This is a genomic window from Rhodanobacter sp. L36, assembly GCF_009765755.1.
Taxonomy (GTDB): domain Bacteria; phylum Pseudomonadota; class Gammaproteobacteria; order Xanthomonadales; family Rhodanobacteraceae; genus Rhodanobacter.
Genome location: NZ_LMUV01000003.1, coordinates 245,652 through 258,256 on the forward strand (window position 1 = coordinate 245,652; position 12,605 = coordinate 258,256).

24 protein-coding genes are annotated in these 12,605 nt (G+C 59.9%); all 24 read left to right on the forward strand.

The window, feature by feature from the left end; all coding sequences use genetic code 11:
* The first annotated feature begins 7 nt into the window (after window positions 1-7).
* Window positions 8-829 carry a 50S ribosomal protein L2 gene (gene rplB / locus GSQ73_RS06220; protein WP_158882128.1) on the forward strand — a complete coding sequence of 274 codons (822 nt, stop codon included), beginning with the start codon at window positions 8-10 and terminating at the stop codon, window positions 827-829.
* A 12-nt stretch (window positions 830-841) separates the two neighbouring features.
* Window positions 842-1,114 carry a 30S ribosomal protein S19 gene (rpsS, locus tag GSQ73_RS06225; RefSeq protein WP_007082178.1) on the forward strand — a complete coding sequence of 91 codons (273 nt, stop codon included), beginning with the start codon at window positions 842-844 and terminating at the stop codon, window positions 1,112-1,114.
* On the forward strand, window positions 1,114-1,449 hold the full coding sequence (rplV, locus tag GSQ73_RS06230; RefSeq protein ID WP_077445201.1) for a 50S ribosomal protein L22: 336 nt from the start codon (window positions 1,114-1,116) through the stop codon (window positions 1,447-1,449). Before rpsS ends, rplV begins: the two co-directional genes overlap by 1 nt.
* Before the next feature lie 15 nt (window positions 1,450-1,464).
* Complete coding sequence (gene rpsC / locus GSQ73_RS06235; RefSeq protein WP_158882130.1) at window positions 1,465-2,223, forward strand: 30S ribosomal protein S3; 759 nt, start codon at window positions 1,465-1,467, stop codon at window positions 2,221-2,223.
* An 11-nt stretch (window positions 2,224-2,234) separates the two neighbouring features.
* On the forward strand, window positions 2,235-2,648 hold the full coding sequence (gene rplP, locus GSQ73_RS06240; protein ID WP_158882132.1) for a 50S ribosomal protein L16: 414 nt from the start codon (window positions 2,235-2,237) through the stop codon (window positions 2,646-2,648).
* The gene (rpmC, locus tag GSQ73_RS06245; RefSeq protein ID WP_158882134.1) at window positions 2,648-2,833 is read left to right on the forward strand and encodes a 50S ribosomal protein L29; all 186 of its coding nucleotides are present in this window, start codon (window positions 2,648-2,650) and stop codon (window positions 2,831-2,833) included. The genes rplP and rpmC overlap by 1 nt, the downstream gene beginning before the upstream one ends.
* Before the next feature lie 11 nt (window positions 2,834-2,844).
* Window positions 2,845-3,129: a 30S ribosomal protein S17 gene (rpsQ, locus tag GSQ73_RS06250; RefSeq protein WP_174236064.1), complete on the forward strand. Its 285-nt coding sequence runs from the start codon at window positions 2,845-2,847 to the stop codon at window positions 3,127-3,129.
* Window positions 3,130-3,143: 14 nt separating this feature from the next.
* Window positions 3,144-3,512, forward strand: a complete 369-nt coding sequence (rplN, locus tag GSQ73_RS06255) for a 50S ribosomal protein L14 (RefSeq protein ID WP_007513359.1) — start codon at window positions 3,144-3,146, stop codon at window positions 3,510-3,512.
* Between the two features lie 13 nt (window positions 3,513-3,525).
* A complete protein-coding gene (gene rplX / locus GSQ73_RS06260) occupies window positions 3,526-3,840 on the forward strand; it encodes a 50S ribosomal protein L24 (RefSeq protein WP_158882136.1) in 315 nt (104 codons plus the stop codon).
* 8 nt (window positions 3,841-3,848) lie between these two features.
* A complete protein-coding gene (gene rplE / locus GSQ73_RS06265) occupies window positions 3,849-4,391 on the forward strand; it encodes a 50S ribosomal protein L5 (RefSeq protein ID WP_174236067.1) in 543 nt (180 codons plus the stop codon).
* A gap of 14 nt (window positions 4,392-4,405) precedes the next feature.
* Window positions 4,406-4,711 carry a 30S ribosomal protein S14 gene (gene rpsN / locus GSQ73_RS06270; RefSeq protein ID WP_158882140.1) on the forward strand — a complete coding sequence of 102 codons (306 nt, stop codon included), beginning with the start codon at window positions 4,406-4,408 and terminating at the stop codon, window positions 4,709-4,711.
* 218 nt (window positions 4,712-4,929) lie between these two features.
* The gene (gene rpsH / locus GSQ73_RS06275; protein WP_158882142.1) at window positions 4,930-5,325 is read left to right on the forward strand and encodes a 30S ribosomal protein S8; all 396 of its coding nucleotides are present in this window, start codon (window positions 4,930-4,932) and stop codon (window positions 5,323-5,325) included.
* Between the two features lie 11 nt (window positions 5,326-5,336).
* Window positions 5,337-5,864 carry a 50S ribosomal protein L6 gene (rplF, locus tag GSQ73_RS06280; RefSeq protein WP_158882144.1) on the forward strand — a complete coding sequence of 176 codons (528 nt, stop codon included), beginning with the start codon at window positions 5,337-5,339 and terminating at the stop codon, window positions 5,862-5,864.
* A gap of 70 nt (window positions 5,865-5,934) precedes the next feature.
* A complete protein-coding gene (gene rplR, locus GSQ73_RS06285; RefSeq protein ID WP_174236068.1) occupies window positions 5,935-6,294 on the forward strand; it encodes a 50S ribosomal protein L18 in 360 nt (119 codons plus the stop codon).
* Window positions 6,295-6,397: 103 nt separating this feature from the next.
* Window positions 6,398-6,907: a 30S ribosomal protein S5 gene (gene rpsE, locus GSQ73_RS06290; protein WP_077442651.1), complete on the forward strand. Its 510-nt coding sequence runs from the start codon at window positions 6,398-6,400 to the stop codon at window positions 6,905-6,907.
* Complete coding sequence (gene rpmD, locus GSQ73_RS06295) at window positions 6,900-7,100, forward strand: 50S ribosomal protein L30 (protein ID WP_158882148.1); 201 nt, start codon at window positions 6,900-6,902, stop codon at window positions 7,098-7,100. Before rpsE ends, rpmD begins: the two co-directional genes overlap by 8 nt.
* 5 nt (window positions 7,101-7,105) lie before the next feature.
* Window positions 7,106-7,537, forward strand: a complete 432-nt coding sequence (rplO, locus tag GSQ73_RS06300) for a 50S ribosomal protein L15 (protein ID WP_158882150.1) — start codon at window positions 7,106-7,108, stop codon at window positions 7,535-7,537.
* A gap of 6 nt (window positions 7,538-7,543) precedes the next feature.
* A complete protein-coding gene (gene secY, locus GSQ73_RS06305) occupies window positions 7,544-8,866 on the forward strand; it encodes a preprotein translocase subunit SecY (RefSeq protein ID WP_158882152.1) in 1,323 nt (440 codons plus the stop codon).
* Window positions 8,867-8,993: 127 nt separating this feature from the next.
* Window positions 8,994-9,350, forward strand: coding sequence for a 30S ribosomal protein S13 (gene rpsM, locus GSQ73_RS06310; protein WP_158882154.1), 357 nt, complete (start codon window positions 8,994-8,996; stop codon window positions 9,348-9,350).
* Between the two features lie 44 nt (window positions 9,351-9,394).
* Complete coding sequence (gene rpsK / locus GSQ73_RS06315; protein ID WP_007513384.1) at window positions 9,395-9,781, forward strand: 30S ribosomal protein S11; 387 nt, start codon at window positions 9,395-9,397, stop codon at window positions 9,779-9,781.
* 11 nt (window positions 9,782-9,792) lie between these two features.
* Window positions 9,793-10,419 (forward strand): 30S ribosomal protein S4, encoded by a 627-nt coding sequence (gene rpsD, locus GSQ73_RS06320; RefSeq protein WP_158882156.1) that lies wholly within the window; start codon window positions 9,793-9,795, stop codon window positions 10,417-10,419.
* 17 nt (window positions 10,420-10,436) lie between these two features.
* Entirely contained in the window at window positions 10,437-11,435 is a 999-nt protein-coding gene (gene rpoA, locus GSQ73_RS06325) for a DNA-directed RNA polymerase subunit alpha (protein WP_056714883.1), read from the forward strand.
* Window positions 11,436-11,631: 196 nt separating this feature from the next.
* The gene (gene rplQ, locus GSQ73_RS06330; protein WP_158882158.1) at window positions 11,632-12,015 is read left to right on the forward strand and encodes a 50S ribosomal protein L17; all 384 of its coding nucleotides are present in this window, start codon (window positions 11,632-11,634) and stop codon (window positions 12,013-12,015) included.
* A gap of 178 nt (window positions 12,016-12,193) precedes the next feature.
* Window positions 12,194-12,605, forward strand: a 412-nt coding sequence (locus GSQ73_RS06335) for a disulfide bond formation protein B (protein ID WP_158882160.1), incomplete at its 3' end; no start/stop codon positions are given.

Here is a 12,605-nt window from a genome sequence, read left to right on the forward strand (position 1 = left end):
CTCTGAGATGACATTAATTACCCACAAGCCGACTTCGCCGGGCCGTCGTGACGCAGTCAGCGTTCGTACGGAAGGCCTGCACAAGGGCGCGCCGTACGCGGCGTTGACCGAGTCGCAGTCCCGTACCGGTGGTCGCAACCATCATGGCCGCATCACCGTGCGTCATCGTGGTGGCGGTCACAAGCAGCAATACCGCATCATCGATTTCAAGCGTGACAAAGAAGGCATCGCAGCCAAGGTCGAACGGATCGAATACGACCCGAATCGCACCGCGCACATCGCCTTGCTTTGCTATGCAGACGGCGAGCGTCGCTACATCATCGCGCCGAAGGGCGTGGCGGTCGGTGATCGTCTGGTCTCCGGTCACGATGCGCCGATCAAGGCTGGCAATTGCCTGCAGTTGCGTAGCATCCCAATGGGCAGCACGATTCATTGCATCGAACTGCGCCCGGGCAAGGGTGCGCAGATCGCCCGCAGCGCCGGCGCCTCGGTGCAGTTGGTCGCTCGCGAATCGGGCTATGCCACGCTGCGTCTTCGCTCGGGCGAAATGCGCCGGGTGCCGGTCGAGTGCCGCGCCACCATCGGTGAAGTCGGCAACGGCGAGCACAGCCTGAAGAAGCTCGGCAAGGCCGGCGCCAAGCGCTGGCTGGGTATTCGTCCGACCGTTCGCGGTGTGGTGATGAACCCGGTCGACCATCCGCACGGTGGTGGTGAAGGCAAGACTTCTGGTGGTCGTCATCCGGTCAGCCCCTGGGGCACGCCGGCCAAGGGCTACAAGACCCGTAACAACAAGCGCACGCAGCAGTTCATCGTGCGTCGTCGCAAGTAACAGGAAACCGACATGCCACGCTCTCTGAAGAAAGGTCCGTTTGTCGACCTTCACCTCGTCAAGAAGGTGGAAGCTGCGGTTTCCGCCAATAACAAGCGCCCGATCAAAACCTGGTCGCGTCGCTCGATGATCCTGCCGGAAATGGTCGGCTTGACCATCGCCATACACAACGGCCGTCAGCACGTACCCGTACTGATCAACGAGAACATGGTCGGGCACAAGCTCGGCGAGTTCGCGGTGACCCGTACGTTCAAGGGCCATGTCGGCGACAAGAAGGGCAAGTGATGAGCACTGAAGCCAAAGCGATCCTGCGTGGCGCCCGCATCTCGGCGCAAAAGGCACGCCTGGTGGCTGATCTCGTCCGCGGGCTCCCCGTCGGCCGGGCCAGCGACGTGCTCACCTACACCAACAAGAAAGCTGCCGTCCTTGTCCGCAAGGTCCTGCTTTCTGCCGTCGCCAACGCCGAGAACAATCTTGGCGCGGACGTCGACGAGCTGAAAGTGGCCAGCATCTTCGTTGATGAAGGTCCGGCGATGAAACGCATGCATGCCCGCGCCAAAGGCCGCGGTTCGCGCATCCTGAAGCGCACCAGCCACATCACTGTGGTTGTTGGTAACTGAGCGAGGATAGAGACGATGGGTCATAAAGTTCATCCCACCGGTATCCGCCTCGGCATTGCCAAGGACTGGAACTCGAAGTGGTTCGCCAACAAGAGCGATTACGCTAAGTATCTCGTGGCCGATATCAAGGTCCGCGACATGCTCAAGAAGAAGCTGGCCGCCGCCGGCATCTCGAAGATCCAGATCGAGCGTCCGGCCAAGACCGCACGCGTGACGATCCACACCGCCCGTCCGGGCGTGGTGATCGGCAAGAAGGGTGAGGATATCGAGAAGCTGCGCAAGGAAGTCAGCGATATGATGGGCGTTCCGACGCACATCAACGTCAATGAAGTGCGCAAGCCCGAGCTCGACGCACAGCTGGTGGCCGAGTCGATCGCGCAGCAGCTCGAGCGTCGCATCATGTTCCGCCGCGCCATGAAGCGTTCGGTCGGCAACGCGATGCGCCTCGGTGCGCTGGGCATCAAGATCAACGTCTCCGGTCGTTTGAACGGTGCCGAGATCGCTCGTTCCGAGTGGAGCCGCGAAGGCCGCGTGCCGCTGCATACCCTGCGTGCGGACATCGACTACGGCACCGCCGAGGCGAAAACCACCTACGGCATCATCGGCATCAAGGTGTGGGTCTACAAGGGCGAGATCTTCGACCTTGCTGTTGCCAGCCAGGAAACGAAGGATGAGCCGTCGTCGTCGCAGCCGCGTCGCGAAGGTGGCGAAGGTCGTCGTAATGATTCGCGTCGCGAGGCCGGTGACGGCCGCCGCGAGCGGACTGCGAAGTAAGGAGAGTTGCCATGTTGCAACCCAAGCGAACCAAATTCCGTAAACAGTTCAAGGGCCGTAACGACGGTCTGGCTCAATGTTCCAATCTCGTCAGCTTTGGCGAGTATGGCCTGAAGGCGACGACCCACGGTGCGCTTACCGCGCGCCAGATCGAAGCCGCACGTCGTTGCATCACCCGTTTCGTCAAGCGTGGCGGCAAGCTCTGGATCCGCGTGTTCCCTGACAAGCCGATCACCAAGAAGCCGATCGAAGTCCGCATGGGCGCAGGCAAGGGCAGCGTCGAGTTCTGGGTCGCACCGATCCAGCCTGGCCGCATGCTTTATGAAATCGAGGGCGTCGACGAATTGACGGCGCGTGAGGCATTCCGTCTGGCGGCAGCGAAGTTGTCCGTGCAGACCCAGTTTGTAACCCGGGCGGTGATGTGATGGCCACCAAAGAAATCAACAACCAGTCGGCCGACGAGTTGAAGCAGCATCTGCTGGACCTTCGCAAGGAGCAGTTCAACCTGCGCATGCAGAAAGGTTCCGGCCAGCTCACCCAGCCGCACCAGCTGCGCCGCGTTCGGCGTGACATCGCCCGCACGAAGTTCGTGCTCGGCAGCAAGAAGTAAGGACGGCCGACATGAGCGCTACCAAGAATCAAGAAATCCAAGTGGACAAAAAGCAGGCGCGTACCCTTCAGGGTCGCGTCACCAGCAACAAGATGGACAAGACGGTCACCGTATTGGTGGAGCGTCAGGTACAGCATTGGCTGCTCGGCAAGATCATTCGCCGTTCGACCAAGCTGCATGCGCAGGACGACCTCGGTGCCAATGAGGGCGATCTGGTTCGCATCGCGGAATGCCGTCCATTGTCCAAGACCAAACATCACCGCGTGGTTGAAATCATCACGCGCGCCAACGTCTAAGGGAGGGTGCAGCCATGATCCAGATGCAGAGCACGCTTTCCGCAGCGGACAACAGCGGCGCGAAAGAACTGATGTGCATCAAGGTGCTCGGTGGCTCCAAGCGCCGTTACGCCGCGATCGGTGACGTCATCAAGGTCACCGTGAAGGATGCGATTCCCCGCGGCAAGGTCAAGAAGGGCGAGGTTTACAACGCCGTGGTGGTTCGTACCGCCAAGGGCGTGCGCCGTCCCGATGGTTCGCTGATCCGTTTCGACGGTAACGCAGCGGTCCTCCTCAACAACAAGCTCGAGCCGATCGGCACCCGTATTTTCGGACCGGTCACCCGCGAGCTGCGCAGCGAGAAGTTCATGAAGATCGTCTCGCTTGCTCCCGAAGTGCTCTGAGCGGAGTCAAGAAATGAACCGTATCCGCAAGGGTGATCAGGTCCTCGTGATCACCGGTAAAAACAAGGGTCAGCGCGGCGATGTGCTGCGTGTTGCAGACGATCGCGTGTTCGTCTCCAACGTGAATCTGGTCAAGCGTCACACCAAGCCGAATCCGCAGGCCAATCAGGCCGGCGGCATCGTCGAGCGTGAGGCTTCGATCCATCTCTCCAATGTGCAGCTGTTCAACCCCGCCACGAACAAGGGTGAACGCGTCGGCACCAAAACGCTCGATGATGGGCGCAAGGTCCGCGTGTTCCGTTCGAGTGGCGAGGTCGTGGACGCGTAAGGAACACGATCATGACGCGCCTTGAAAATTTTTATAAAGACCAGGTAGTCGCCAAGCTCACCGAGCAGTTCGGCTACGAGAACGTGATGCAGGTTCCCCGCATCACCAAGATCACGCTGAACATGGGCGTGGGCGAAGCGGCGGGCAACAAGAAAGTGCTCGAGAACGCCGTGGCCGACATGGCGAAGATCGCCGGGCAGAAGCCGATCACGACGAAGGCGCGCGTTTCGGTCGCCTCGTTCAAGATTCGCGATGGCTGGCCCATCGGCTGCAAGGTCACCTTGCGCCGCGCGCAGATGTGGGAGTTTATGGATCGCCTGATCAACATCTCGCTGCCGCGCGTTCGTGATTTCCGCGGCGTTTCGGCTCGCGCGTTCGATGGTCGCGGCAATTACAACTTCGGCATCAAGGAACAGATCATCTTTCCTGAGATCGATTTCGATCAGGTCGACGCACTGCGCGGTATGGATATCTCCATCACCACGACCGCCAAGACCGACGAGGAGGCGAAAGCCTTGCTCGCAGCTTTCAGCTTCCCGTTCCGTAACTGATAGGCGCGATACCCATGGCCAAGACATCAATGGTGAACCGCGATATCAAGCGGACCAAGCTCGTCCAGAAGTTCGCCTCCAAGCGTGCGGGACTGAAAGCGATCGTGCTGAGCGCGACCGCTTCCTACGACGAGAAAATGGAAGCGCAGTCCAAGCTTCAGAAACTGCCGCGTGATGCGAGCCCGGTTCGCCAGCGTACGCGCTGCGCACTGACGGGTCGTCCGCGCGCCGTGTATGCGAAGTTTGGCCTGGGCCGCAACAAGCTGCGTGAAGCGACCATGCGCGGCGATGTGCCGGGCCTGCGCAAAGCCAGCTGGTAATTCCCCACGTAACGATTCACTGGCGAATTGATTTCGCCATGGATCGCTGGCTGCGATGACTCGCCGCCGATGATGCGACTACCGCATCGATGTTCGCTAAAACCTGGTAAAGCTGATATAGTCGGCGGTCTGCGTGAAGCAGGCCGACTCATGGTCGGCTCACAATCTGATTGATTTCCGGTTTTATCGGATATCGGTGCACTCTGAAGGACTATTTCATGAGCATGACTGATCCCATCGCCGATCTGTTTACGCGCGTCCGCAACGCCCAATCCATGGGCAAGCCGACCGTCCGTATGCCGTCGTCGAAATTGAAGTTGGCTATCGCCGACCTCCTCAAGAACGAGGGCTACATTCTCGACGCCAAGACTTCCGCCGAGGAAGGCAAGCCGGTGCTCGAGATCAAGCTTAAGTATTTCGAAGGCCAGCCGGCCATTGAGACCATTTCTCGTGTAAGTCGCTCCGGCCTGCGTGTGTATCGCGGCAAGGACGAGTTGCCGAAGGTCCTCGGTGGTCTGGGTATCTCGATCATTTCGACTTCTGCCGGTCTGCTGACCGATGCGCAGGCCCGTGCCAAGGGTCTGGGCGGCGAAGTCATCGGCCAAGTGGCGTAAGGAGTCCTTCGATGTCACGAGTAGCCAAACAACCAATTTCCCTGCCGAAAGGCGTGGAGCTGACCGTCGCTGCCGACGCCATTTCCGTCAAGGGTCCGAAAGGCACGCTTTCTGTGCACCATTTGCCCGGTGTTACGGTAACCGTGGATAACGGCGTGGCGACAATCGGTCTCGATGAAGGCACCGACGACAAGTTCGGCGGTACGGCGCGCGCACTGCTGGCAAACATGGTGCAGGGCGTTTCTGCGGGTTACGAGCGCAAGCTTGAGCTGGTCGGCGTGGGTTATCGCGCTTCGATGGCCGGCAAGGCGCTGAACCTGAGCCTGGGCTTTTCGCACCCGGTTGTGTTCGATGCGCCGGAAGGCATCAGCATCGAGACGCCGACGCAGACCGAGATCCTGATCAAGGGTACGGACAAGCAGGTCGTAGGCCAGGTGGCTGCAAAGATTCGCGGCTTTCGTCCGCCAGAGCCTTACAAGGGCAAAGGTGTGCGTTACGCCGGAGAGAAGATCACGCTGAAGGAAGCCAAGAAGGCTTGATGCGGATTCGTCCGCGGGGAATCGGTCATTTGCCGAGTCCTTAAAAAAAGCCAATCCGCTTTCTGGAGATATCACGATGAACAAGAACGAAAATCGCCTGCGCCGCGCCAAGTCCACGCGTTCGCACATCCGCAAGCTTGCCGTGGCGCGTTTGTCGGTGCATCGCACCGGGCAGCACATCTACGCGCAGGTGTTCGACGCCTCCGGCTTGAACGTGGTGGCCTCGGCCTCGACGGTGCAGAAGTCGGTAGCTGAAGGTTTGAAGGGTACGAAGAATCTCGAAGCCGCCGCGGCTGTCGGCAAGGCTGTCGCTGAGCGCGCAGTGGCGGCGGGCATCGAGTCCGTGGCTTTCGATCGCTCCGGCTTCCGTTATCACGGTCGCATCAAGGCTCTGGCCGATGCGGCGCGCGAAGCGGGCCTCAAGTTCTAAGAACATTTGATTTGGGAACCTTGTGTTCTCGTTGCGCTACCTACAACTCCAAGCGGCTCAGCCGCAAGCAAAGTCCCGGATTGCCGGGCACATGGAATAGAACATGTCTTCTAACGATCGCGAAAATTCGGACGGCTTGCTTGAAAAGCTGATTGCCGTCAACCGCGTGGCCAAGACCGTCAAGGGTGGCCGCCAGATGAGTTTCACAGCGCTGACCGTGGTCGGCGATGGTGAGGGCAAGGTCGGCTTCGGTTATGGCAAGGCGCGTGAAGTGCCGGTGGCCATCTCCAAGGCGATGGAGCGTGCGCGCCGCCAGATGGTGAACATCGAACTGAACAACGGCACCTTGTGGTACGCCATCAAGGCCAACCATGGTGCGGCTCGCGTCTACATGCAGCCCGCTTCGGAAGGTACTGGCGTGATCGCCGGCGGCGCCATGCGTGCGGTGCTGGAGGTGGTCGGCGTCAAGAACGTGCTAGCCAAGGCCGTCGGTTCGCGCAACCCGATCAACCTGGTGCGCGCGACCATCAAGGGTCTGCAGGCTGTTGCCTCGCCCAAGAAGATCGCCGCCAAGCGTGGCAAGACTCTGGATGAGGTGCTCGGCAATGGCTAAGTCTTCAAAAACTGCCGACAAGACCGTACGCGTGCGCCTGGTCAAGGGGCTTCGCGGCGTGCAGGCTCGTCATCGCCTCAGCGTCAAGGCGCTGGGCCTCGGCAAGATCAATGACGTCCGCGACCTGAAGGACAGTCCGCAGGTTCGCGGTCTGATCAACACGGTCTATTACCTGGTCCGGGTTGAGGAGTAAGTATCATGCGTTTGAATACACTTAAGCCGAACGATGGCTCGCACAAGACGCGTCTGCGCGTTGGTCGCGGTATCGGTTCGGGTATGGGCAAGACCGCAGGCCGCGGACACAAGGGCCAGCACGCTCGCGCCGGCGGCACGCACAAGTACGGTTTCGAGGGCGGCCAGATGCCGCTGCAGCGCCGCTTGCCGAAGGTTGGTTTCCGATCGCTGAAGAAAGCCGAGAGCCAGGAAGTTTTCCTGTATCAGCTGGCCAACCTCAAGCTTGACGTGATCGACGTCGTCGCGCTGCACAAGGCTGGCTTGATCAGCAGCCGCGCGAAGAAGGTCAAGGTGGTTCTCAAAGGTGAAATCGGCCGCGCGGTGAAGTTGTCTGGTCTGCTGGCTACCGCCGGCGCCAAGGCAGCCATCGAGGCAGCCGGCGGCAGCGTGGAGTAATCGACAGTGGCTGCAGCCAAGGGCACTGAGCTCGGCAAGCGCGGCAAGCTGACGGAGCTTCGCCAACGTATCGTTTTCGTGATCTGTGCGTTGATGGTGTTTCGTCTGGGTTCGTTCATTCCGGTTCCGGGTGTCAATCCGGAAGCGATGAGCAGCCTGATCAGCGGCAACGGCCTGATGGACATGTTCAACATGTTCTCCGGTGGTGCGCTGGCACGCTTTTCGGTGTTTGCGCTAGGCGTGGTTCCCTACATTTCGGCGTCGATCGTGTTCCAGATGATGGGCTCGGTGCTTCCGGGTCTGCAGGGGCTGCGCAAGGAAGGCGAAGCCGGCAAGCGCAAGTTGACGATGTACACGCGCTTCGCGACCGTCGGACTGGCGGCATTCCAGTCGTTCGGTATCGCGGTGGCGCTGCAGAATCAGGTTGCAGCGGGTGGCGCGCCAGTGGTGTACACGCCAGGTTTCGGTTTCATCATGTCGTCGGTGGTTGGTTTGACCGCAGGCACGATGTTCCTGATGTGGCTGGGTGAGCAGATGACGGAACGTGGCATCGGCAACGGCATTTCGCTGTTGATCTTTGCCGGTATCGTCGCCGGGTTGCCGGCGGCTGTGGTTCACACTCTGGGCATGGCAAGCAACGGCGAATTGTCGCTGCTCAGGCTGTTGATGGTGTTCGGTCTGGTGCTGGCCGTGACAGCGTTCGTGGTGTTCATGGAGCGCGCCCAGCGGCGCATCACCGTGAACTACGCGCGACGCTCCGGCGGGCAGAAGGCGTACATGAACCAGAGTTCCAGCTTGCCGCTGAAGATCAACATGGCGGGTGTGATTCCGCCGATCTTCGCTTCAAGCCTGCTGATGTTTCCGGCAACGGCGGTTTCATGGTTCGGCACGGGTCACCCGTCTCGCTGGCTGCAGGATCTGACGCAGTCGTTGAGCCCTGGCAATCCGTTGTACGACATTATTTTTGCGGTACTGGTCATCGGCTTCGCGTTCTTCTACACGGCGATCGTCTTCAACGCCGACGAGACCGCCGACAATCTCAAGCGGTCGGGTGCGCTGATCCCAGGCATTCGTCCGGGCCGGGCTACGGCCAGTTACGTGGATGCGGTGATGACCCGGCTTACCGGTGTTGGCGCGCTGTATCTGGTGCTGGTGTGTCTGGTGCCATCGTTCATGCAACAGGCTTGGCACGTACCGTTCTACTTCGGCGGCACGTCGCTGCTGATCGTGGTGGTCGTGGTGATGGACTTTACGGCGCAGGTACAGGCGCATCTGGTCAGTCATCAATACGAGAGTCTGCTCAAGAAGGCCAATCTCCGTCGCAGTTGATTTGCGGAAGAGGGTAGCCACTAGTCGGAAAGCGTCGGCGCCACGGTGCCGCAGGGCTTTCCAGTTCGGGTAATTCAGGTTAGAATTGCGCGTTTACCGCGCACGAAAGCATCGGAGAAAGTACATCATGGCGCGCATCGCGGGTGTCAATTTGCCAGTTCAGAAACACGTCTGGGTTGGTCTGCAGAGTATTTTCGGTATCGGCCGCAGCCGGGCCAGAAAGGTCTGCGCAGATGCTGGCGTGGTTCCGACCACCCAGATCAAGTCCCTCAGCGAGGGTGAGGTGGAGAAGATCCGCCACGAAATCGGCAAGTACACCGTTGAAGGCGATTTGCGCCGTGAAGTGGGTATTGCCATCAAGCGTCTGATGGACCTGGGCTGCTACCGCGGTCTGCGTCATCGTCGCGGTCTGCCGGTGCGCGGTCAGCGCACACGTACCAACGCACGTACCCGCAAGGGTCCGCGTCGCGCGATCAAGAAGTGATCGCTCCGCAGTGATCACTCACTAGAAGATTTTGGATTTCAAATATGGCTAAGCCGGTCAAGACCAAGAAGAAGATCAAGCGTGTTGTCACGGATGCCGTGGCGCACGTGCAGGCCTCCTTCAACAACACCATTGTCACCATCACCGATCGTCAGGGTAATGCCTTGTCGTGGGCGACTGCCGGCGGCGCCGGTTTTCGTGGCTCGCGCAAGTCGACCCCGTTCGCTGCACAGGTCGCCGCCGAAAAGGCTGGTCGCGCTGCAGGCGATTACGGTGTGAAGACGGTGGAAGTACGCATCAAGGGTCCAGGCCCGGGCCGCGAGTCGGCCGTGCGTTCGTTGAACGCGTTGGGCTACAAAGTGCTCAACATCATCGATGTCACGCCGATTCCGCATAACGGCTGCCGTCCCCCCAAGAAGCGTCGAGTCTAAGGAGCATACCCATGGCCCGTTATCGTGGAGCTACCTGCAAACTCGCCCGTCGTGAGGGTGCAGATCTCAGCCTGAAGAGCCCGGCGCGCGCGCTGGATTCCAAGTGCAAGTTGGAAAACAAGCCCGGCCAGCATGGTGCGAACAAGCGCATGCGCATGTCCGATTACGCCGTGCAGCTGCGTGAAAAGCAGAAGGTCAAGCGCATCTACGGTGTGCTCGAGCGCCAGTTCAGCAACTACTACACCAAGGCTGCATCCTCGAAGGGCAACACGGGTGAAAACCTGCTGCGCCTGCTCGAGAGCCGTCTGGACAACGTGGTCTATCGCATGGGTTTCGCGGTAACTCGCGCCCAGGCACGTCAGCTGGTGGCCCACAAGGCCATCCTGGTGAATGGCAAGAAGGTGAACATTCCTTCCTACCAGGTCCGCCCCGGCGACGCGATTGCGTTGACCGAGCGTGCGCGCACTCAGCTGCGCGTGCAGGAAGCGGCAACCGTGTTCGACACCATGGACTTGCGTCCGATCTGGGTCGAAGTCGATGCCAAGAAATTTGAAGGTACGTTCAAGTCGGTGCCGGACCGCGGTGATCTGCCGTCCGATATCAATGAAGCCCTGATCGTCGAGCTTTACTCGAAGTAATTTTACCGGAGCTCTGCATGGCAGTTTCGTCAACTAGTGTGCTGCGGCCTCGGGGCCTCAGCGTCGAACAGCTCGGAGCCAACCGCGCCAAGGTGGTAGTCGAGCCGCTCGAGCGTGGCTTCGGTCACACCCTGGGCAACGCGCTGCGCCGCGTACTGCTCTCCTCGATTCCTGGCAGTGCCATTGTCGAGGTTGAAATCGACGGCGTATTGCATGAATACACCACGCTGGAAGGTTTGCAGGAGGACGTGATTGAAGTCCTGCTCAACCTGAAGGACGTGGCGATTCGTCAGCACACGGGTGATGAAGTCACCCTCACGCTGTCGAAGAAAGGCAAGGGCGTGGTTACGGCCGGCGACATCGTCGTCGATCACTCGGTGGAAATCATCAACCCCGAGCACGTGATCTGCCACCTCACCAAGGACATCGCACTCAATATGCGTTTGAAGGTTCGTCGCGGTGTCGGCTATCAGCCGGCCAGCACGCGCCAACATCCGGATGACGAGGCGCGTCCGATCGGTCGTTTGCAGTTGGATGCGTCGTTCGCGCCGGTGCTGCGCGTGGCTTACGAAGTGGACGCGGCTCGTGTCGAGCAGCGCACGAATCTCGACAAGTTGGTTCTCGATATCGAGACGAATGGCACCATCGGTGCGGAAGACGCGGTTCGCAAGGCCGCCGAGATCATCAACGACCAGCTGTCCGTGTTCGGTGACTTCTCGCGGCGCGAGAGCGCTACCGACAAGGCGGAGAAGAGTGGTTTCGATCCGTTGCTGTTGCGTCCGATCGACGATCTGGAGCTCACTGTGCGTTCGGCTAATTGCCTGAAGGCTGAGAGCATCTATTACATCGGCGACTTGGTGCAGAAGACCGAAGTCGAGTTGCTGAAGACGCCGAACCTCGGCAAGAAGTCGCTGACCGAGATCAAGGACGTGCTGGGCGGACGTGGTCTGGCGCTGGGCATGAAGCTTGAGAACTGGCCGCCGCCGGGCTTGTCGCACGGCATGCAGCTGGGTTGATTTATTTGGCGATCGTCTTGGTCGCCACGCAGCAAACATCAGCCGGGTGCATTGCGCCCGGCTGAGTGCCGAAAGCGGCCATCTACAACCGCACTCTAATAAGAGCCCGTTATTACAGGGCTTCATAAGCGGAATTCCGCGGAAACCCGGATTTAATTGCCGGTTTTTCATAACAACAGACACAGAGAATTCAGTCATGCGCCACCAAAAATCCGGACGCAAACTCAACCGCACCAGTTCGCACCGTGAAGCGATGTTCCGCAACATGGCGTCGTCGCTGATCAAGCATGAGCTGATCCGCACCACGCTACCGAAAGCGAAGGAACTCCGCCGCGTTGCCGAGCCGCTGATCACCCTGGCCAAGGTCGATGGCGTCGCCAATCGCCGTCTCGCCTTTTCGCGCATGCGGGACAAGGAAGCGGTAGGCAAGCTGTTCGTCGAACTCGGCCCGCGTTACCGCGAACGTCCAGGCGGTTACCTGCGCATCCTCAAGTGCGGCTTCCGTCCCGGTGACAACGCGCCGATGGCGTATGTCGAGCTGGTCGGTCGCCCGCAGGTCGAGGCTGTCGACGCCGAGTAATTCGGTTGTACGGACATCAAGACGTTTAGACGTCCAAAGCAAAACCCGGCCGGAATCGAGCCGGGTTTTTGCTTTCTGCAGTAATTATCCCGCAAGCTGAAAGCGGTATGCGCAGGTTGCTGCTGACAGCGCATCGACGAACGGGTAATGTCACCCTTCCGCAACGCAGCAATGTGCCATGAATCCTTTCCAGTGGTCGTACCGCACCCGTTTCTTCGCGGGCTTTCTGATCTGTGCAGCCCTGCTTGGCTTCGCCTTGTATGCGCAGTACGTTTTGATGATGGACCCGTGTCCGCTCTGCATCCTGCAACGCGTCGTGTTCATCGCGCTCGGAGTGGTGTTTCTCATTGGCGGATTGCATTCGCCACAAGGCAATAAAGGGCGCTGGATTTATTCCGTATTGCTGTTGTTGATCGCGGCCGTCGGCATGGCGATCGCCGGCAGGCATTTGTGGATCCAGTCTCTGCCTGCGGACCAAATACCCAGTTGCGGCGCGCCTCTGGGTTATCTGCTCGAAACACGTGCCGGCAACGGCGGTTTGTGGGGCGTGCTGGAAAAAGTGCTCACAGGTTCCGGCGAATGCGCCAAGG